This is a genomic window from Ensifer sp. Root142 (genome assembly GCF_001426785.1).
GTDB lineage: Bacteria > Pseudomonadota > Alphaproteobacteria > Rhizobiales > Rhizobiaceae > Ensifer > Ensifer canadensis.
In genome coordinates this window covers 110,085-130,848 of the sequence record NZ_LMFK01000049.1, presented here as the reverse complement: position 1 = coordinate 130,848, position 20,764 = coordinate 110,085, and the positions used below count along the sequence as shown (strand labels likewise).

General features: G+C 63.1%; 14 protein-coding genes. 7 read left to right on the top strand and 7 right to left on the bottom strand.

Going from position 1 to position 20,764, the window contains the following annotated elements; translation table 11 throughout:
* Window positions 1-25 precede the first annotated feature (25 nt).
* The 6 genes from hpaH to ASD52_RS35530 all read right to left on the bottom strand — a co-directional run bounded on the left by hpaH (window position 26) and on the right by ASD52_RS35530 (window position 11,146).
* Window positions 26-841 carry a 2-oxo-hept-4-ene-1,7-dioate hydratase gene (gene hpaH, locus ASD52_RS35555; protein ID WP_025428606.1) on the bottom strand — a complete coding sequence of 272 codons (816 nt, stop codon included), beginning with the start codon at window positions 839-841 and terminating at the stop codon, window positions 26-28.
* A gap of 146 nt (window positions 842-987) precedes the next feature.
* Window positions 988-1,599, bottom strand: coding sequence for a LysE family translocator (locus ASD52_RS35550; protein WP_057226677.1), 612 nt, complete (start codon window positions 1,597-1,599; stop codon window positions 988-990).
* A 207-nt stretch (window positions 1,600-1,806) separates the two neighbouring features.
* Window positions 1,807-2,466, bottom strand: a complete 660-nt coding sequence (locus tag ASD52_RS35545; protein ID WP_057211243.1) for a response regulator transcription factor — start codon at window positions 2,464-2,466, stop codon at window positions 1,807-1,809.
* 317 nt (window positions 2,467-2,783) lie between these two features.
* The gene (pbpC, locus tag ASD52_RS35540; RefSeq protein WP_057226675.1) at window positions 2,784-4,865 is read right to left on the bottom strand and encodes a penicillin-binding protein 1C; all 2,082 of its coding nucleotides are present in this window, start codon (window positions 4,863-4,865) and stop codon (window positions 2,784-2,786) included.
* 8 nt (window positions 4,866-4,873) lie between these two features.
* Complete coding sequence (locus ASD52_RS35535) at window positions 4,874-10,324, bottom strand: alpha-2-macroglobulin family protein (protein WP_057226834.1); 5,451 nt, start codon at window positions 10,322-10,324, stop codon at window positions 4,874-4,876.
* A 156-nt stretch (window positions 10,325-10,480) separates the two neighbouring features.
* Window positions 10,481-11,146: a GntR family transcriptional regulator gene (locus tag ASD52_RS35530; RefSeq protein WP_025428611.1), complete on the bottom strand. Its 666-nt coding sequence runs from the start codon at window positions 11,144-11,146 to the stop codon at window positions 10,481-10,483.
* Between the two features lie 285 nt (window positions 11,147-11,431).
* On the opposite strand from ASD52_RS35530, the gene ASD52_RS35525 reads away from it, so the two are divergent.
* Window positions 11,432-12,463 carry a proline racemase family protein gene (locus ASD52_RS35525; protein WP_057226673.1) on the top strand — a complete coding sequence of 344 codons (1,032 nt, stop codon included), beginning with the start codon at window positions 11,432-11,434 and terminating at the stop codon, window positions 12,461-12,463.
* 11 nt (window positions 12,464-12,474) lie between these two features.
* Here the strand turns inward: ASD52_RS35525 and ASD52_RS35520 are convergent, their stop codons facing one another.
* Window positions 12,475-13,095 (bottom strand): cupin domain-containing protein, encoded by a 621-nt coding sequence (locus ASD52_RS35520; protein WP_057226671.1) that lies wholly within the window; start codon window positions 13,093-13,095, stop codon window positions 12,475-12,477.
* A 230-nt stretch (window positions 13,096-13,325) separates the two neighbouring features.
* Between ASD52_RS35520 and ASD52_RS35515 the strand changes: the two genes are divergently transcribed.
* The 6 genes from ASD52_RS35515 (at window position 13,326) to ASD52_RS35490 (ending at window position 20,632) form a co-directional block, all read left to right on the top strand.
* Window positions 13,326-14,903, top strand: a complete 1,578-nt coding sequence (locus ASD52_RS35515; protein ID WP_057226669.1) for an ABC transporter substrate-binding protein — start codon at window positions 13,326-13,328, stop codon at window positions 14,901-14,903.
* A gap of 65 nt (window positions 14,904-14,968) precedes the next feature.
* A complete protein-coding gene (locus ASD52_RS35510) occupies window positions 14,969-15,910 on the top strand; it encodes an ABC transporter permease (protein WP_057226667.1) in 942 nt (313 codons plus the stop codon).
* Window positions 15,907-16,776 (top strand): ABC transporter permease, encoded by an 870-nt coding sequence (locus ASD52_RS35505; RefSeq protein WP_025428616.1) that lies wholly within the window; start codon window positions 15,907-15,909, stop codon window positions 16,774-16,776. Before ASD52_RS35510 ends, ASD52_RS35505 begins: the two co-directional genes overlap by 4 nt.
* 1 nt (window position 16,777) lies before the next feature.
* Entirely contained in the window at window positions 16,778-17,791 is a 1,014-nt protein-coding gene (locus ASD52_RS35500) for an ABC transporter ATP-binding protein (protein WP_025428617.1), read from the top strand.
* Window positions 17,788-18,801, top strand: coding sequence for an oligopeptide/dipeptide ABC transporter ATP-binding protein (locus ASD52_RS35495; protein ID WP_082523801.1), 1,014 nt, complete (start codon window positions 17,788-17,790; stop codon window positions 18,799-18,801). Before ASD52_RS35500 ends, ASD52_RS35495 begins: the two co-directional genes overlap by 4 nt.
* A gap of 28 nt (window positions 18,802-18,829) precedes the next feature.
* Window positions 18,830-20,632 carry an aminopeptidase P family protein gene (locus ASD52_RS35490; RefSeq protein ID WP_057226665.1) on the top strand — a complete coding sequence of 601 codons (1,803 nt, stop codon included), beginning with the start codon at window positions 18,830-18,832 and terminating at the stop codon, window positions 20,630-20,632.
* The last annotated feature ends 132 nt before the right edge of the window (window positions 20,633-20,764 follow it).

The following is a 20,764-nucleotide window of genomic DNA, read 5'->3' as shown; positions in this document are numbered from 1 at the left end:
TGCCTAAGACATTGGTGCCGCTGGGTCAGGCGGCGCTTTGGGCGAAGTGGCAGCTGACTGTGCCATGATTGCCGAAATCGGCAACGAAAGTGTCGCCGCTGCGCGCCTCCACCGCACGCACGAACGAGCCGGAAAGCACGATCTGGCCCGGTTCGATCGCGTCGCCATTTTGCGCCAAGCGGTTGGCGAGCCAGGCGATGCCATGGGCGGGATGATTGAGAACGCCCGCCCCCAATCCAGTTTCTTCCACTTCGGCGTTGCGCGAGAGGATGGCGCCCATCCAGCGCATATCGACCGCGTCGGGGCGCATCGGTCGTCCGCCAAGGATCAGCCCGGCATTGGCCGCATTGTCGGCGACCGTATCGGCGATCCCTCGGGCCTGCTGTGTCTCGGGATCGCGCCTGACGATGCGGGTGTCGAGGATCTCCAGCGCGGGGATCACGAAGTCGGTGGCGTTGAGCACGTTCAGGATGGTGACGCGCGGCCCTTTGAGCGGCGCCTTCATCACGAAGGCGATTTCGGCCTCTACGCGAGGCTGGATGAAGCGATCGGCGGGAATGGTTGCACCATCCTCGAACAGCATGTCGTCGAACAGCACGCCGGAATCCGGTGTGTCGATATCAAGCGCCTGCTGCATGGCCTTTGACGTCAACCCGATCTTGAAGCCGATGATCCGTCGGCCGAGGTCCCGCTTGCGCCGCACCCAGGCGGATTGAACCGCATAGGCGTCGTCTATCGTCATCCCCGGATGTTTGAGGGACAACAGGCCGACCTGGCTGCGATCGATTTCGGCCTGGTGAAGGCTCTCGGCTGCTTGCGAAATCTCGGCAGGGCTGAGCATGCGACCGTTTTCCTCTCGCAAGGACGTCATCCATAGCCTTGCGATGGCATCCGAAGGACTTCGAGCTTTGCGCTGACGTTCAAGGCCCGGATATCATCGCCGAAACAATCGGGATAGGAAAGGGTTTGATCGCAAGACCCCTCGTGTCAGACGGACTGCGTTGCCAGCATCATGCCGAGGCCGTTGAGGATCGAACCGCATGCCCGCGGGACCAGGCTGCTCTGGCCGGTGAAGCGACCAAGGGTCAGGGATGCGAGTATCACAGCGGCGACATCAGCGGCCGACAACGCCAGATTGACCAGCATGCCGAAGACCAGGAACTGCAGGGAGACCGGCATTGCCGCTGCCGGGTCGACGAATTGCGGCAGGAACGTCACGAAGAACAACGCCGTCTTAGGGTTGAGGATTTCGACGAGGATGCTGTCGCGCAGCACGCCGGGCTTGGCATCGGTCTTATGCGTATCATGCTTGCCGATGCCGAGCAGCATCGTGCCGCCAAGCCAGACCAGATAGACGGCGCCGGCAAGTTTGATTGCCGCATAGACAAACGGTGCATGGCTGAGAAGGGCGGCAAGCCCGAGGGTTGCGGCTGCAATATGCACATAGCAGCCGATATGGATGCCGAATGCGGCCAAAAAACCGGCTTTGCGGCCATGCGCCAAGGTCTGCGCCGTCATGTAGAGAATGGCGGGCCCCGGCATGCAGGCAAAGATCGCCGTAGCGACCGCAAACGAAATCCAGTGCTCGATCGAGGGCATCGCAGTTCCTCCGGTTTGCCGGCTGCCCCTCCGGCAGCGTGGCATTCGGCCCGACCCCGTCGGTGCGGAATCGGGTCGGCAGAGAACTACGCTTGGTTGTAGATCGGCGACATACGGCAGGTGCCGTATTTCGGAGCCTCGAACCTGCGGCCAATGATGTGGTGGTTAAGGGAATGTCACCGCTGGAGCCGGCGCGGCATGCGGATTTCAGCCAATGGGCAGGCCGATGCGCACAGCGTAGGCGGCGAGTTCGGCAGCGCTATGCAGGCTGAGCTTGCGCATCAGGTTTTCGCGGTGCTTGCGCGCGGTGAGCGGGCTGATGCCAAGCCGTTCGGCAATCTCGCGAGCCGTCAGGCCCTGAGCCGCGAGCGAAAGGATCTGCATCTCCCGCCGGGTCAGGGGAATGGGCGAAAGCGCTTCGTCGGTCGCGGACGGCAAGGTCCGTCGCTCCGGGTGGCTGACGGCAAAGCGTATCGATTGTGCGAGGTAGATTTCGTTGGCGCCAAGCGCGTCAACGGCAGAGGCAAGCTCGGCCGGGTCGCCGTTCTTCGTGAGATAACCGCTTGCGCCCGCATCTATGGCGGCGCGGACCGTTCGCGGTTCGATATTGGCGGTCAGCACTAGGATCTTCATTCTCGGAGCCAGTTCCCTGATGTCGGCGATGAACTGGATGCCTGCCACGCCCGGCATGCCGAGATCGAGGGTCAGAAGGTCTGCCGGCTCACTTCTCGCAAGCGCCAACACGGCTTCGCCGTCGGCGGCCTCGGCAACCACAGATATGCCCGCCATCGTCGAAAGTAGCATCTTCAAGCCTTCGCGAACGATGGCATGGTCGTCGGCAACGATGACGTTCATGGCCTTCGACATTTCAGCAATCCTTCATTGATATCAGCAATTGTCCGCAACCATAAACAGGTTCGCGTGCGGAGGCGATGCAAACAGCGTGAGCGACTGCAACCTCTCCTGATAGAACTACTATTTCGTCAATCTTACGCGGTGCTGGTCGCAAATTTGGTCATTCCACTACCGGTTGCCATTGATCCGAAGGAGTGGATGCGGTGAGACCCGTTGGCGGGATGCACCGTAACCCTCCATACGCGGACAGTCGGGCGCCTCGGCGGTATTCTGACCGTTCACGCCGGGTCGAGCGACGTGCGCAAACTGCAGCCGACTGAGGGTCTCATCTATTCGATAAAGACGCGCACGCTGGCGGCCCGACCCACGGCGTCGATGACCGTGAGGGTGGAATAGCCGGCGCCATCGGGCTGCCATTGCGTCGTCCGCCGGCGGGTCGGATCGGGCAACGGCTTGCCATTTGCGAGCCACCGGAAGGGCGCGCGGCCGCCCTGCAGCTTCAAAGTAAGCGGTGACATGGTCTCATGGTCGATGCCAAGTTCGACACGCGCGCCCTCGGGCGGAAAGACGATCTGTGGCGCCGGCTCGCGCGCCGAGGCGTTGACGAGGCCGCTTGCGGTCATCGAGAAGCGGCGCTGGCTGATCGGCAGCTCGATTTGGGAGATGCGCACAGCGCCCGGCGGTGCATCCGGCAGCGGCGTGATCGGCAATCCGGATTTGGCAAAGCCTTCAAAGAGAATGGGCGCGGCCGCGCCATAGCCGGTCAGCCCCGGAACGGCGCCATTGTCCGGCCGCCCGACCCAGACCCCGAGCACATAACGGCCGTCGTAGCCGACCGACCAGGCGTCGCGATAGCCATAGCTGGTGCCGGTCTTGTAGGCGATGCCGCGCTGCCGGCTTCCCGCCGGCGGCAAGACGGCCGAGAGCACATCCGAGACATGCCAGGCGGAAACGGGCGAAAGCAGCGGTTCGCCGTCGATCAGACCGGCCGTGCCGGTGATGCCATCGCCGAGCCGCACCGGGAAGCCGCGATTGGCAAGACCAGCATAGAGCTGCACGAGATCGCGCAGCGTCAGGCCGACCCCGCCAAGGCCGATTGCCAGCCCGGGTGCCTCGCCTGCGGGCAGCACAGGCTTCACCTCGGCGCGGCGGAACCTGACCATCAGCCGGGCAGGGCCGACGACGTCGAGCAGGCGAATGGCCGGAACGTTGAGCGACAGTTGCAACGCCTGGCGCACGCTGACGTCGCCTTGGTAGCTCATGTCGAAATTGCGCGGGCGGTAACCGAAGAAATCGGCCGGTCGATCCTCGATAATGGTTTCCTGGCTGACCAGGCCCTCCTCGAAGGCGAGACCGTAGATGAAGGGTTTTAGCGTCGAACCGGGCGAGCGGGTGATCCGCGTCATATCGATCCAGCCCGAGCGGCTCGCGTCGAAATAATCGGCCGAGCCGACTTCGCCGATGATCTCGCCGGTGCGTGCGTCGGCCATGATCATGGCGACGGACACTCTCGGTCCCAGTTTGGCCGCTCCCTCGCGCGCAACCGCTTCGAGGCCGCGCTGGACATTGCGGCGCAGCGTCGTGTGATGCTGCACGGCCGTCGGTTGCTTGCGCAGCGCCGTCTCGGCCAGATGGGCGGCATAGGCCGGCAACTGAAGGCGGCGGTTCGGAATGGCCGTCATCGCGGCCCGTTCAGCTTCGCCTTCGCCGATCACGTCGGCAACCGCCATCCGAGTCAGGACGCGCTTGCGGGCAGCTTCGGCTGCGGCGTGGTTGCGGTCCGGCCGGCGCTTTTCCGGCAATTGCGGCAGCGCCACCAGCAGCGCGGCTTCGCCTACAGATAGTCGCTTCGGCTCCTTGCCGAACCAGGCCAGGCTTGCGGCGCGCACCCCCTCAAGATTGCCGCCATAGGGTGCGTGGCTGAGATAAAGGTCGAGAATCTGGTCCTTGGACAGCCGACGCTCGATCTGGATCGCGCGCGCAATCTGAAGCAGCTTGGCCGCAATGCTTCGTTGTTCGCGCGGTTCGATCAGCCGCGCCACCTGCATCGAAAGGGTGGAGGCGCCGGAAACGATGCGGCCGTTGGTGACGAACTGCAGCGCGGCGCGGCCGAGCGCCAGGAAGTCGATGCCGGCGTGCTCGAAAAACCGCTGGTCCTCATAGGCAACCAGCATCCGCAGAAACTGCGGGTCGACGTCACCGACAGTCGTGTTCAGCCGCCAGAGACCGTCAGGTGTTGCAAAGGCCCTGAGCAATTGGCCGTCGACGTCGAGAACCTCGCGAGACACGATGCCAGCCGCTCCCAGTGGCGGCGGAAATGCCTGGTCAGCCTTGTCGAGCGCAAAGGCAGACAGCCCCGTCAGCAACAGGCCGACGGGGATCGCGATCAGCAATTTTTGCCTTATCGACATTATCGGGCCTATTGGGCTGCCAGAACCTCCATACGCCCTGTCGCGGTGCGCGCCGAGAACTGCGGCCGGTACATGTCTTCGACGCTTGCGGCAGGATGATCGTAGACACCGGGGTTCACCGCGCGGACGACATAGGCGAGCGTCAGCTCGCGGCTATCGCCGGTAGCGCGGTCGAAGGCGGCGACGAAGCGATCGTTGCGGAACTCCGTATGCGTCGCGGTAATCTCGCCGAGCCATTCGAAGTTCGTCAGCTGGGCGCTGTCGACCAGGCTCGGGTTATCGATCTGGAAACCGGCCGGCAAAAGGTCCGAAACAAGCACGCGGGACGGCCAATCGTTGGTTTCGGTGACCTTCAGCACCACGACATAGCGCTCGTTCTGCCTGGCTTGGCTGACATTGGCTTCGGCACCATCGAGTGTGTAATAAGTGCGCTCGATGGCAAAGCCGTCACCGCCGGCCGACAGTGGCTGAGCCGGGGCAGCAACCGTGGTGACCACCGCAGAGACGGCGTCCGCCCCCTCGTTCTTGATCACCACCGGATGAGACAGAAGCGCATCGCCGGGCATCCGCGCGGCGTAGCCGCCGGTCTTCGACGCGCCATTGACGTCAAGCAGCATGCCCTCGTCGCCGCCCTGAACGGCACGGGCGGCAAGCAGCATCCAGGCCTGTTCCTGCGTGCTGGTATATTTCTTCTGCTCCCATTGCCGTGCCACGATCTTCGACAGTTCCGGAATGATCGGCGGAACCGGACGGCTTTCGGCGGCCAGAGCCAGGACGGCCGCGTCGTCGCGCAGCGAAGAACCGTAGTCGGAACGCGACAGGCTGACATTGACGAGGCCGGTCGACATGTTGGCCGAGGACGCAAAGATTTCCTTTGACCGCTGGGCATCGCCGTAGAGCGCCAGCGCCGCTGCGACCTGAGCCTTGGCCAATGGCGTCGGGAAATCATTGATCAGCGTGTTGGCGTAATAGCGGATGTCGTTGACGGCGGCCTTGCGGTTGCGTGCGAGCACATAGAGCGCATAGGCGATCTCGTTGCCGCGATCCTTGGCATTGGTGTCATAGCCGAGGCCGTTCTGCAGGTTTTCCAGTGCCTGCACCATCGCTGCCTCAGGCACGTCGTACTTCTGTTCACGTGCGCGTGTCAGGAAGTCGGTGACATAGGCGTCGAGCCAGAGGTCCCCATAGCCCGGCCCCCACAGGCCGAAGCTGCCGGACGACGACTGGTTGGAGAGCACGCGGTAGATCGCTTCCTGCACCCGCTTGGTCACTTCGCCGTCATCGGGAAGGCCGGACTGCTTGGCCAATTCACTCATATAGAGAAGCGGCAGCGCCCGGCTCGTCGTCTGCTCGGTGCAGCCATAGGGGTAGCGGTCGAGCGCCATCAGGATGGCGGGAATGTCGAAGGCCGCAGACCGGGTGACGCTCAGCGAAACCGACGCGCCCTGGAGCACGCTGTCTGCCAGCAACTGGCCGTCGATCGTCAGGCTGCTGCCCGCCGCAAGGTTGACCACCTGTCGCTGCGTGACCGGCAGTGTGGCCGGGCGCACCGGAATGTTGAGCGCCTGTTCGAGCGAAAGTCCGGAGGCGCCGGTGAGCTGGACAGTAACGAGCCCGTCGCCTGTGTGTTGGCCGACCAGCGGCAGCGTCAGAACCGATTTGCCGCCCTGTTCGAGGCGTACCGTTTCGCTGGCGCCGGTCTGTTCCACCGTCACCGGTCCGTTGGTGGTCAGTTGTACTTGGTAGTCACCGGCCGGAGCGTCGGTGTTGGCGATGTCGAGCCGCAGTTCGGCGCGGTCTCCCGGCGCAAGGAAGCGCGGCAGGCTCGCCGTCACGACGATCGGGTCGCGGATGACGACGTCGCGGACAGCATGGCCGACGCCGGACTTCGTCCAGGCGACGCTCATGATCCGCGCCGTGCCGTTGAACTGCGGAATATCGAAGCTGACGGTCGCCTTGCCATCGGCGTCGAGCTTCACCGGACCTTCGAAGAACGCCACCAGCTTTTCGGTGGGCGGGCTTCCCTGCAGCGCGACCTGGCCGCCGTCGCCGCCGGTGCGCAATTTGCCGGTCGCCCCAAGCGAGCCATCGATCAAGCGACCGTAGAGATCGCGCATTTCAAGACCAAGCTGGCGCTGGCCGAAATACCAGGCGGCAGGATCCGGAGCTTCATAGCGGGTCAGGTTCAGGATGCCGACGTCGACCGCGGCAATCGTGACATAGGCTTCTTCGTTGGCGCCGGCCCCTGCCACCTGCAGGCTGATATCGAGCGGCTTGCGCGGTTCGGTCTTTTCGGGCGCTTCGATGGCCACGGCAAGCTTGCGCTCAGCGGGATCAACGGTCAGCCATTTGATGCCAATCGCGCGCATAGGCATGCGGCTTTCCTGTGCATCACCAGGCCGATAGAGTGTCGCGGTGACATAGGCGCCGGCCCCCCAATCGGCGGTGACGGGCAAATCGATCTCGCCACCCTCGGCGACAATCGTCGCGCTCTTTGTCGTGATCAGGCCTTCCGTGCCGACGGTTACCAGCAGTTCACCGGCAAAACGCGGTGAAACCTTGAGCTTGGCGGTTTCGCCGACGGCGTAGTTTTCCTTGTCGAGCGCGATTTCGAGGCCATCGGGCGTTTCGGTCGATGTCGATGCGACATACCAGCCGGCATCGAATTCGACGCTCGATGTCGGTCCGTCGAGGGCCGCCGTCTCGACTTCGAGACGGTAGCGGCCCCAGCCGACGGGCACGGCGATCTCGCCTCCATCGGCGGTCACGTCGAGCGTGCCGTTCGCAACCTGCTTGGTGGTGACCACCGGCTCGTATTTCCAGGCGGTTCCGTCTCGGTACCATTGATAGTTGCGCTCGACGCTGATCAGCTTCCAGAGCGCACCCGGCATGGCGGCCCTGGCACCGTCGGGGTCGATGGCGATCACGCGGAACTTGCCGACGGAGTTTTCCTGAAGGTCGCCCGAAAACTCGGGTTTGATGCCGATCATCGCGCCTTCCGGCTTTACCGGCAGCGTCAAGGATCGTTCGACGGCGCGACCGCCGGCCTCGCGCATCCGCACGGTGACATTGGCGTTGAGCAGTTGCGTCGTCGACGGCACTTCGCTCAAAGCCACGTCGAAGGTCGACTTGCCGTCGTCATCGAGAGCCGTCAGGTCCTCAAGCGGCAGACGCGTGTCCTCGCTCGCCTCTTCGTCGGCAAGGCCGAAGAAATATCCCTTGAAGGCAGCACTTTCGCGCGTCGGCTTCAGAACCACTTCGCCCTCAAGCTCGAGGCCGGCGGCCGGTGCGCCATAGAGATAGCGTCCATCGACCACGACTTGTACCGGTTCGCCGACAGCGATCTCCTTTGCTTCGCTCGTCAGATCGAACTCCGTGCGGTCCGGCACGAAATCGTCGACTAGAAACTGCTTCTCGCCGATCGGCGAGGCCTTGGGATCAGTGAAGATCTGCATCGTCCAGGTGCCACGCATGGCGTTTTCCTGAACATCGAGATCGAGCGTGTGGCCGCCGAGCTTGCCGCCGTCGCTGATCATCCTGCGGTATTCGACACCGTCAGGGCGCAGGAACACGAAGGTGAGCGGCAGATTCTCGATCGCCTCGCCATTAACGTCTCGGGCAAGTGCTGACGCGTGCACCGTCTCGCCGACGCGGTAGATGCCGCGCTCCGTCCAGGCGAGGACGTCGATGGCGCCGGGCGCCGCACGGCCGGTGACCCCACGATCCGACAGGTCGAATCCCGCCCTCGTCATGTCGAGGAAAACGAAGTCGTCTTCGCCGCTCTTGGCTGTGATTACGGCCGGGGTCAGGGCGGAGGTGCCGCGGATGAGACCAGCGGTGAAGGTGGCGCGGCCGTCGCCATCCGTCGTTGCCGTGCCGAGGATTTCGTTGTTCTTGGCGACAAGCTGCAGCTCGACACCTTCGATCGGCTTTGCGGTTGCGAGCGATCGGGCAAAGACGTTCAGGCCGTCGGTGCCGGCATAGGTCGACACGCCGATGTCGGAGACGACGAACCATTGGGTAGCGCGGGCGTCCCAATCCTGGCTGAGGCCGGTTTCGGATGCTGCGGTCAGCACGTAGACGCCGGCTTTGCGCTTCGGCAATGCTTCATCGACCGGGAAGCTGGTGACCACTTCCTTGTTGAGGACGCTGTCGATGGCGATCGAACCTTCCCAGACCAGTTCTCCGCTTTCGTCTTGAATGCGCTGGGCGCTGTAGCCGTCGATTTGCGTCAGGAACTGCGAGTTCTGCAGCACCTGCGCCAGGCTGCGATCGCCGATGCGGTAGAGCTTGAGCTTGGCGCTGTCGGTGTTGACGGAAACCAGCGGAATGCCGCGGCGCGCGGTCGAGGGCAGCACGAAGCTGTCGCCGGTAAAGCGCACGACCTGGCCGCGATCCTTGACGTAGACCTCAAGAGTGACCGGCGCCTCAAGCACTTCATCGACCGACGAGGGCAGGCCGGTGCGCAGCGTCAGCTTGTAACGCTGGCCATGCGACAGACCCTCAACGCAGATCTGGTCGCCCTTGGCTTCCACTGCTTTCGGGGCAGCGCCGTCTAGTGTGACGAAGGAGGCATAGTCGGCGCCGCTCTTTAGTAGCTGCTCCGAAAACTGCACGCAGGCGCGCGGCGAGGCGCTATCGGCATCAACGGTGTTTTCGATGACGCGGAAGCGCTTGCGTTCCTTCAGGTCGAGGTAGGCGGTCTCGACCGTTTTTGATTGCACCAGTTCGAGGCTGGCCTTGTAGGCATTGAGGGCGCCGCGGAAATTCTCGGCATTTTCCAGCGCCTTGGCGAGAACGGCCAGCGCATGGGCGCGGCTTTCTGCGGTCCGCGTCAGCTGATAGCCGTTGATCGCCGCAAGGGCGGCTTGCGTCGCGACATCGGTATTGCCGGTGACGCGATTTGCCGTGCGCGCCGTTTCAAGCCACAGCTCGCTGTCATCAGGGGTGATCGCAAGCGCGCCCTGGAACGCCTTCAATGCACCGTCGATAATGCCCGATTCCGCCTGCGCGCGCGCCGTTTCGATCAGGTTGTTGACACCGAAGCCCTGCTGATCGTCGGCAAGTGAAAGGTTCGCCTTGGCGTCGCGCGCGTCCTGAAGGATCTGGTCGGAGAGAAACGAGAGTCGCGGCGGCGCGCCGAGGTCCGGCTGCACGGCCTGCGCCTGGACGATCTTGCCGGCGATGGCGCCGGGGAAGTCGTTCAACTGATTGAAGTCGGACTTCAGGAAGCACCATTTCACCTTGGGATTGTAGGTGAATGCGCGGCAGGATTGGTCCGCGATGCAGGCGGTCTCGCACTGATCCAGCGAGACATTCTGTTCGGTTCGCAGATCGAAGCCGAAATAGTCACCGTCCTGGGTGATCTCGACCTGGCGGCCGGTCGGAGCCGAAAAAGCCGGATATCCGGCGGCCAAAACAGAAACAAGAAGAGCGGAAAGGCCGAAAAACGCGCGCACAGACATAAGTCCTCCCAACGCAGCCGGTCTCGATAGAGCTTCACTTTTTCAAGGTTCCTGATGCCTTGTCAACCACGGACGTTCAAGAGTTGGACGACAATTTACGCGAGAGCGAGCAACATGTCCTAGTGAGGCGGCGTTACTGCGACAGGGCGCTTATCTTCTCTGCTCCTTCAGGAAAACGACGAGCGAACGGCCGGCGTCGAGGATGTGATCCCGGGTGAGCGACGATGCCAGATCGGCGTCACCTTTGGCGCAGGCATTGAGGATCGCCTCATGCTCGCGCGCTGCGCGCTTCATGCCATCCGTCAGCGTCAGCTGCGCGCGCAGATAACGATCGATACGGTCGAGCGAGGCGCGCACGATCTGCAGGTAGTAAGGCCGCCGCGCGGCCTCATAGAGGCTGTAGTGGAAGTTCCGGTTGGTTTCGCCCCACTTCGCCGAATCGGATTCCTTGCCGAACTCGTCGCAATGCCGGCGGGCGAGTTCGAGTGTCCTTCGATCCATATTGGGGACGGCAAGCCGGATCACCTCTGCTTCAAGAAGAGCGCGGAACTCGAAGATCTCCTCGATCTCTTCGATCGAAAGGCCGGCAACGACAGCGCCTTTGTAGCGTTGCGTCGTGATCAACCCGTGCTGTTCAAGGCGCGAAAGCGCTTCGCGCACGGGGATGCGGCTGGTGTTGAACATCTGGGCGATCTGGTCCTGCCGCAGGTTCTCCCCCTCGGCAAGCGCACCCTCGATGATCGCCTTGCGCAATGCCTCGTAGACGATATCGGCTGCGGAAGCGGCTTGCCTGACATCAACGGCATCGAGTTTCATCGCGTCTAAACCCCGGAGGCTTCGTGTCCCTGACAGTGCGGAAACTGCCGTGGCTCTGGTCATAGGTCCATTCCCCTGGTCGGGCAACAGAGGTCGCCGCGGCTTTGCGCAAAAAATCGTATATTTCAGATTGTATATTGGATCCAATCTTTCTATGACTGTTTCCACGTTGGCTGCGGCGGCCGTTTGGTCGCCGAAAGAGAGCCGTTCTCTTGATCGTCGACGGGCAGATATCAAGGCATGGCATGTGGATGCGGTCCGCATGCATCGCGTGGAGGCGAGAAGATGCGCAGCAGCAAGGTCATTCATATTGTTTCCTGCCACGCGGAGGGTGAAGTCGGCGATGTCATCGTCGGCGGCGTTGCGCCACCGCCGGGCAAGACGCTGTGGGAGCAGCGACGCTTCATCGCCGAGGATCAGACCTTGCGCAATTTTGTGCTCAACGAACCGCGTGGCGGTGTTTTCCGCCACATCAACCTGCTGGTGCCGCCAAAGGATCCACGCGCGACTATGGGCTTCATCATTATGGAGCCTGAAGACACGCCGCCGATGTCCGGGTCCAACTCGATCTGCGTTTCGACCGTCCTGCTCGACAGCGGCATCGTGCCGATGCAGGAGCCGGAGACGAGAATGGTACTGGAGGCGCCAGGCGGGCTCGTCGATGTCGTCGCCACCTGCCGCAACGGCAAGGCCGAGCGCATCACGGTCACCAACGTGCCGTCGTTTGCCGGCAAGCTCGACGCCAAGCTCGAAGTGGAAGGGCTTGGCACGCTCACCGTCGACACCGCCTATGGCGGCGACAGCTTCGTCATCACCGATGCTCGCATGCTCGGCTTCTCCGTGACGCCGGATGAGGCGCGAGAGCTTGCCGAGACCGGGATCAAGATCACCCGTGCCGCCAACGAGCAGCTCGGCTTCGCGCATCCGGAAAACCCGGAATGGGCACATATCTCGTTCTGCCAGCTGACGCTGCCGGTGGAAGAGCGCGATGGCGTCCTGCACGGACGCAACACAGTGGTGATCCAGCCGGCAAAGCTCGACCGGTCGCCGACCGGCACCGGCTGCTCCGCGCGGATGGCGGTGCTTCACGCGCGCGGCCAGATCAAGGTCGGCCAGCGTTTTGTTGGCCACTCGATTATCGACTCGACGTTCGATTGCCGTATCGTCGGCGAAACCACCGTTGGCGGGCGCCGGGCCGTCGTCCCGGAAATCTCCGGCCGTGCCTGGGTGACCGGTACGCATCAGGTGATGCTCGACCCGGCCGATCCGTGGCCATCAGGCTACCGGCTGGCCGATACCTGGCCACGCAAGCAATAGGCCGTCAGACGCTATTGTTCGGCAATGATGCGCGTGGTGCCGACCCAGAGTTCACGGGCCGGCCCTGCGCCGATGTTGCGGGCGCGGTGCGGTAGCGACGAGGGGAAGTGCAGGGTGTCGCCCGCTTTCAGGACATACTCCTTGCCGTCGATCTCGTAGAGCATTTCGCCTTCAATCAGATAGAGGAAATCCTCGCCGTCGTGGCTGGTCAGCTCGGAAGCGTAGCCGGCCGGCATGTGGGTGATGCAGCCGTTGAGCTGGGCGCCGGGAAAGCCGCGCTCGAGCAGTTCATAGACACGCTCCTTCGTCTCGACATTGTAACCGCGGCGTTCGCCGGCGTGAGACACAATGGAATGGGCGTGCTGCGGCGGCTGCGACAGGAACGTATCGACGCTGGTGCCGAGCGCATTGGCGACATTGTAGAGCGAGATCAGCGAGGGGGTTGAAATACCTCTTTCGATCTGGCTGATGAAGCCCTCCGTGAGGCCGGCTTCACGCGCGACCTGCTTCATCGTCTTGCCGATTTCCTTGCGGCGGGCGCGCAGCATCTGGCCGATCGTTGCGGCCGCAGGCATGTCGGTGAGGGGGGCGCCGGCGTCTGCCGCTGGCGCCTCATCGGTATCGAGAGGCATGATTTTCTTTCCGCTTGACTCGCGTCTATTGTTGTACTTTAGTCCAGCTAAAGTCGGTTATGCAAGCTGATCAACTCGGCTTAGTACCGCTTTAAAAAGGGGAACAACAAGAATGCCTTCGCTGCAATCCGGACGCAAAGGAAAACGTTCGGAAAAATTGGATCCAATATCCAATTGGCGTGAGGCGTCGTGCCGGCGCTAGCCGGTCGATCAAACAGGAGGAGTGAGAGATGAAACGTTTGTTGCCGATCTTACTGGGTGCCGCTCTTGGGCTGGCCGCGGCCACGTCTGCGCTCGCCATCGAACGTGGCGGTGCGATGACCTTTGCGCGTTATGACGATTCCACGGTCATCGATCCTGTTTATGCCGATCGCAACCCGGACCTCTGGATGGTCACCGGCCTATACGAAACGCTGCTGCGCAACGGCCCGGACGGTTCGATCGTTCCAGGGTTGGCCGAGGGTTATGACGTTGCTGCCGACGGGCTTTCGATCAAGCTCAAGCTGCGCGACGGACTGAAATTCTCCGACGGGTCGGCCCTGACCGGCGCCGACGTGGTGTTTTCCCTTGACCGGGCCCGCAATCCCGAGCTTGGTCCTTGGGCGGGTCTGCTTGGCGCCGTCGACAAAGTCTCCGCCGATGGCAATCAGGTAACGCTGGCGCTCAAGAACCCGGACCCGACCATCGTCTCTATCCTCGCAACCTTCAACACCGGCATCATGCCGCAAGCGGCCTTCGAGAAGGCGGCCGGCGCCAACGACCAGGAAAAGGCGCGTGCCTTCTTCGAGGCCGGCCCGGTCACATCAGGCCCATTCACGATGAAGAGCCGCGTGCAGGGCTCGAGCATGACCTTCGCACGCAATCCCAACTACTGGCGGCCCGGCACGGATGGGCAGCCGCTGCCCTATCTCGATCAGGTCGATTTCGTCATCATCCCAGACGATGCCACCCGCATCCTCAAGCTTCAGGCCGGTGAAGTTGATGCCGCGGAGTTCATTCCTTTCGCTCGCGTTGGCGAACTCAGCGCCGATCCGGCGCTGAAGATGGAGCTCTTTCCCTCGACCCGCATCGTCTACGCGCCGATCAATACGCGCGAGACACGCAAGGACGGCTCCAAGAACCCGCTTGCTGATGTAAAAGTGCGGCAGGCGCTGAACTACGCCACCGACAAGAGCGTGCTGATCAAGCTCGTCACTTTCGATACCGGCAAACCGATGACGTCGTTGATGTCGGCCGCCACCCAGCTCCATTACGGACCTGAGCCGCTTTACCCCTACAATCCAGACAAGGCCAAGCAGCTGCTTGACGAAGCTGGTCTCGGCGGCGGCTTCGAGGTGAAGTTTACGACGCTTGCCGGCAGCGCCGACGACGCGACCTTGTTCACCGCCCTGCAGCAGATGTGGTCGCCGCTCGGCGTCAACCTCAAGGTCGAACAGGTCGACAACCCGACACGTGGCGAGAAGAACCGCTCCGGCGACTTCGACATCCACACCTATGGCTGGGCAAACGACGTCAACGACCCGGCGCAGGTGACCGGCTGGCTCGGCTACTACAAGCAGCGCCAGGCCGTGGGCACGGGCTGGAACAATGAGCAGTTCAACACGCTGTTCGAAGCGTCCAACATCGAGGTCGATCCGGCCAAGCGCAAGGACGAGTACAAGCAGATGCAGGAAGTCTATGCAGAGGGCGCGCCGCTGCTCTTCCTGTTCGAGACCCCTTTTGCCGTTGCCGTCTCGAAGTCGATCGAGGGCTACGTGCAGACGCCGCTCGGTGCGAACGACTTCTCCGAGGCCTGGCGGGCCAAGTGACGACAGCCTGAATTCAGGATGTCGGGCGGCGAGAGCTGCCCGACATCTCTTACAAGGTTCAATCCATGCCCTCGTTATCCTATCTTCTGGCGCGGCTGCTGCAGATCATCCCGACTTTTCTTCTGGTGATGATTTTCATCTTCCTGCTCGTCCGGCTGCTGCCCGGCGACCCGGCCATTGCCATGGCCGAGGCCAAGGCAACGGACGCGCAACTTGAGCAGATCCGCCACAATCTCGGCCTCGATCAGCCGCTGCCGATCCAGTTCCTCGTGTTCGTCAAGAACACGCTGACCGGCGATCTCGGGCGTTCGATCATGCTGAAGGCTCCGGTCACCGAGATCATCCTCGCGCGCCTGCCGACCACGGTCTTCCTGGCGCTCTATTCCGTTCTGCTGGCGATCTCTCTCGCAGGGCCGCTGGCGTTCCTTGCCGCGTCGCGGGTCAATCGTCCGGTCGACGTTGCAATCCGCAGCGTCTTCCAGGTCGGGCTGTCCATGCCGGTCTTTTACATCGGCCTCGTGCTGCTGACGGTCCTCGCAGCCCAGCTGCGCTGGTTTCCTGTCGGCGGCTACGGAACGGGCTTTCTCGACAATCTTCATCACCTGATCCTGCCGGCGCTCAGCGTCGCGCTTTACACCTCGGCCATCATTCTTCGCAATCTCAGGGCCTCGCTGATCGAGGTGCTCGATGCCGACTACGTGCAGTTCGCCCGCGCCAAGGGGCTTTCGCGGCGCATCGTCATGACCCGGCATGTGCTGCGCAACGCACTGGTCTCCACCGTGACGCTGCTCGGCCTTTCCATCGGCAACCTGATGAGCGGAACGCTGGTCACCGAGACCGTCTTTGCCGTTCCGGGCGTCGGCCGGCTGATGCTGGAGGCGATCTTCGCGCGTGACTATCCGCTGATCCAGGGGCTCACACTCACCTTCGCCGTGCTGGTTTCCGTCGTCTTCTTGCTGACGGACATCGTGCAATCCTGGCTCGATCCGAGGCTTCGTCAGTCATGAGTATCGTCGTGCAATCTCCCATCCGTAAGGCGGGTCGCGTGCGCGCCTTCCTCGGCCGGGCCTTCTTACGACCGTCCTTCGTCATCGGCTTTGCGATCCTCGCGCTGTCGATCGCGCTGGCGCTGTTCCCTGGGATGTTCGCGCCCTACGATCCGCTTGCCTTCGACCTGAGTGCAATCCAGCAGGGGCCGAGCCTCGCCCATCCCTTCGGCACCGACAATTTCGGGCGCGACGTGCTCTCGCGCGTCATCTGGGCCTATCGCGTCGACATGCAGATGGCCTTCTTCGCCACGATCTTCGCACTTCTGATCGGCATGACGGTCGGAGCTTTCGTCGGCTATTACGGTGGCATCGCCGACACCATCTTCGGCCGCTGCGTCGATGCGATCATCACCTTTCCCTTCCTCGTTCTGGTCATCGCCATCGTCGCGGTGCTCGGGCCTGGCCTCGTCAACATGTATGTGGCGATCACCGCGGTGAACTGGGTGTACTACGCCCGTCTCACGCGGGCCGAGATCATGGCGCAAAAGGCCAATGATTATGCCGCGGCCGGCCGCGTGCTCGGTTATTCCGACCGACGCATCATCTTCCGGCATCTGCTTCCCAACGCGATCTCGCCGATCATCGTCTACTGGATGACCGATATGGCGCTCGCCATCCTGCTCGGCTCTTCGCTCGGCTATCTCGGCCTGGGCGCACAGCCACCGGCGGCCGAATGGGGCGTGTTGATCGCCGAAGGCCGCAACTTCCTGCTGACAGCCTGGTGGATGAGCCTGATGCCGGGCATCGCCATCGTGCTCACCGGCCTCGGCTTCAGCCTCGTCGGCGACGCGCTGGCCGATCTGCTTCGACCGAAAGGGCGCTGACATGAACCAACTCGAGAAAGAAACGGTTCTGGACGTCCGGCATCTGCGCACGGAATTCGGCCTGCCAGAGCGCCCTCTTGTTGCCGTCGACGATGTTTCGTTTCAGGTGCGGGCGGGGGAGATCCTTGGGCTTGTCGGCGAATCCGGCTCGGGCAAGAGCATCACCTTGCGCTCGATCCTCGGCATCGTGCGGCCACGCGGCCGCGTCGGCGGCGAAATCCTCTGGAAGGGCCGGGATCTGGTGCCGCTCGACGAGGGCGCGCTCAGACGGGTGCGTGGACGCGAGATCGCGATGATCTTTCAGGAGCCGATGTCGTCACTGAACCCGTTGTTGACCGTCGGTTTGCAGATATCGGAAAACCTTGCCGCCCATACCGATCTGGATGGGAAAGCCAGAAAGGCGCGCGCGATCGAACTGCTCGACATGGTCGGCATTCCCGCGGCGCGCAACAGGCTCGGCGATTACCCGCACGAGTTTTCCGGCGGTATGCGGCAACGGGTGATGATCGCCATCGCCCTTGCGTCCAACCCGAAGCTGCTGCTGGCCGATGAGCCGACGACGGCGCTGGACGTGACCATCCAGGATCAGATCCTACGGCTCATTCAGGCGCTCAGCCGCGACCTCGGCATGGCCGTGATCCTCGTCACCCACGACATGGGCGTGGTGGCGGAGACCTGCGATCGTGTAGCGGTGATGTATGGCGGCCGTCTTTGCGAGACAGGACCGACGGCTGATGTCATCGGCGACGCCCGGCATCCCTATTCCCTGGGACTTCTGCGCTCTATCCCGCGCGATGTCGCACCACGCACGCCGCTCTATTCCATCCCCGGAGCACCGCCGTCACTCAACGCCTTGCCGGCCGGTTGCGCGTTTACGGCACGCTGTCCCGTGGCCGGGCCGGAATGCCGGGATGTTCGCCCGAGCCTCGAAGCGATCGGACGGCTGCGCCAGGTCGCCTGCCACCACCGCGAGGAAGCCCTCGTTCATTTCAGCGCACGGGAGGCGGCGCAATGAGCCAATCGATGCAAGAAGCGGCCACGCCGCTACTTTCCATCCGCGACCTTTTCATGCGGTTCGAGAAGCGTCGCTCGCTGTCGGATACGCTTGCCGGTCGGCCGCGGCAGGTCGTCTCAGCGCTCAACGGCGTCGATCTCGACGTGATGCCGGCCGAAACGCTGGGGATCGTCGGCGAGTCCGGTTGCGGCAAGTCGACGCTTGCGCGCTGTATCGCCGGTCTTCACCGGCCGACATCGGGCGATATCCGTTTCGAAGGCGAGAGTGTCATCGACCTCAAGGGCGCCAGGCGACGCGGCTACAACAAGCGCGTCCAGATGATGTTCCAGGATCCCTATACCTCGCTCAATCCGCGCATGACCGTGCGCGATACTCTGCGCGAGGCGATCACTGTCCATCGCATGCGCGAGGGCGCCGGCGTCGACCGCCGTGTCGACGAACTGCTCGACCTTGTGCGGCTGCCTGATGGCGCCGCCGACAAGTATCCGCACGAGTTTTCCGGCGGCCAGCGCCAACGCATCGGCATCGCGCGGGCACTCTCACTGGAGCCGACCTGCCTTGTTGCCGATGAGCTCGTCTCCGCGCTCGACGTGTCCGTTCAGGCGCAGGTCGTCAATCTGCTGCTGGAACTGCAGGACAATCTGGGGCTGACGGTGCTCTTTGTTGCCCATGACCTCAGGCTGGTGCGCCATGTCTCCCATCGCGTGGCGGTGATCTATCTCGGCGCCATCGTCGAGATCGGGCCGTCGGAGGCGCTGTTTTCCAAGCCGATGCACCCGTACTCGCAAGCCCTGCTGGCCGCGGCCCCGTCGCTCGACCCGACGGAGCGGCGCAGGGCGCCAGCCCTGTCGGGTGAGTTGCCGAGCCCGCTCGACATTCCGCCCGGCTGCCCCTTCCACGTCCGCTGCCCGCACGCAACCGAGCTTTGCCGCCGGGAAAAGCCGGCACTGCGGCCGGTCGGCAACGGCATGACCGCCTGTCACTTCGCCGAAACGATCGGCGGCGCGTGAAGACAAATATTCAATAGGGAAAGACCACATGACATCGAAAGACAGGCTGGAGGCTTCCGGCCGGATCGAGGCCCTGCGCCGCAAACTCGACGAGCAGGGGCTGGACGGCTACGTCGTCCCGCGGTTCGACGAACATCAGGGCGAGTATTGTGCGCCCCATGACAACAGGCTCGCTTTTGTCACCGGCTTCACCGGTTCTGCCGGCGTTGCGATCGTCATGCGCGACCGCGCGGCAATCTTCGTCGACGGTCGCTATCAGGTGCAGGTTCGCCAGGAGATTGATGCCGACAGCTTCGCCATCGAGCATTTCTACGACGCACCGCTCAAGGACTGGCTGCGGAAGAACCTGCGCAAGGGCGAACGCGTCGGCTTCAATTCGATGCTGCTGCCGTCGACCTGGGACATGGATTGCGGCCAATCGGTTGTCGCCGCTGGCGCCGAGTGGGTCGCCGTAACCGATGATCTCGTCGATGCGATCTGGTCGGACCAGCCCGAACGCCCGCTTGGCAACGTGATGGCCCTGTCGCGCGACTATGCCGGCGAAAGCGTCGCCGACAAGAAGCGCCGCATTGGCCAGATGCTGGCGGAGCAAGGCGCCGACGTGCTGATCGAGGCGCAGCCCGACAACATCGCCTGGTTCCTGAATGTTCGCGGCCGTGACATAGCGTTCAACCCAATGCCGCAATCCTTCATGATCGCCGACAGGGACGGCCGGGTCGAATGGCTCGTCGACCACCGCAAGCTGCCCAATGACCTCTCGGACTTCGAACTCGACGGCGTGACGATGTCCGAGCCGGAGGTGTTACTCGACCGCGTCCGGACCGCTGCCGCCGGGCGGGTGGCGCTCGTCGATGCCGGCTTTGCCCCATCGGCGGTCGCCCATGCGACGCGCGAGGCTGGCGGCAGCGTGCGCCTTTTGCGCAGCCCGATCACGCTTGCCAAGATGCTGAAGAATCCCGTTGAACTCCAGGGCTTTCGCGATTGCCATCGCCATGATGGTGCTGCGTGGATTAGGTTCTTCGCATGGCTGGAGGCCAATGCGGCCAAGCGCGAGAAGGACGGGCGCCCGGTGACCGAACTGGAGGCGGAGGATCGTATTCTCGCCCTTCGGCAGATGGAGGAGACCTTCGTCGAGCCGAGCTTCCGCTCGATCTCGGCGGCCGCCGGCCATGCCGCCATGTGCCACTATGCGGCCAGCGCCAAGAGCGATGCGCCGATCACCTCGCAAGGCATCTATCTGCTCGATTCAGGTGGGCAGTATTTTACCGGCACGACGGATGCGACGCGCACGACCGCGATCGGAGCTGTCAGCGATGAAGTGCGCCGCACCTATACGGCGGTCCTCAAGGGGCTGATCTCCATGGTCTCGCTCAAATTCCCGAAGGGGACCTACGGCCATCACCTCGACGCCTTCGCGCGCCGGCCGCTTTGGGACCTCGGGCTCGACTATGATCATGGCACCGGTCACGGTGTCGGCCACTTCCTGTCGGTGCACGAGCAGCCGCAGCGTTTCGACCGGCGCGTCAACGAGATCGAATTGCGGCCGGGCATGGTGACGACCATCGAGCCTGGCTATTACAAGGCTGGGGAATACGGCATCCGCATCGAGAACCAGGTGGAAGTGATCGACGACCGCGATGGTTTCATGAGCTTCCGCAGCCTGACGTTGGTGCCGATCGATCTGCGGCTCGCGGATATCAGCCTGCTGAGCGAAACTGAGCGGCAGTGGATCGACACCTACCATTGGCGTGTAGCCAAGACCATGGAAGGGGTGTTCGATCCGGAGACCGCAGCGTGGCTGGCAGCGCGTACCGCGCCGATCGCCAGCTAGCCGAGCGAAAAGCGGCGGCGGGTTTCTTTGATCTACCGCCGTCGGCATTCTCAAAGCGACAATTTTCGACGACGGAGGCTTGCATTGCGGTCTCCGTCGTCTGCTTTTGCCGGGTCGTGTGAAGTTACTTGC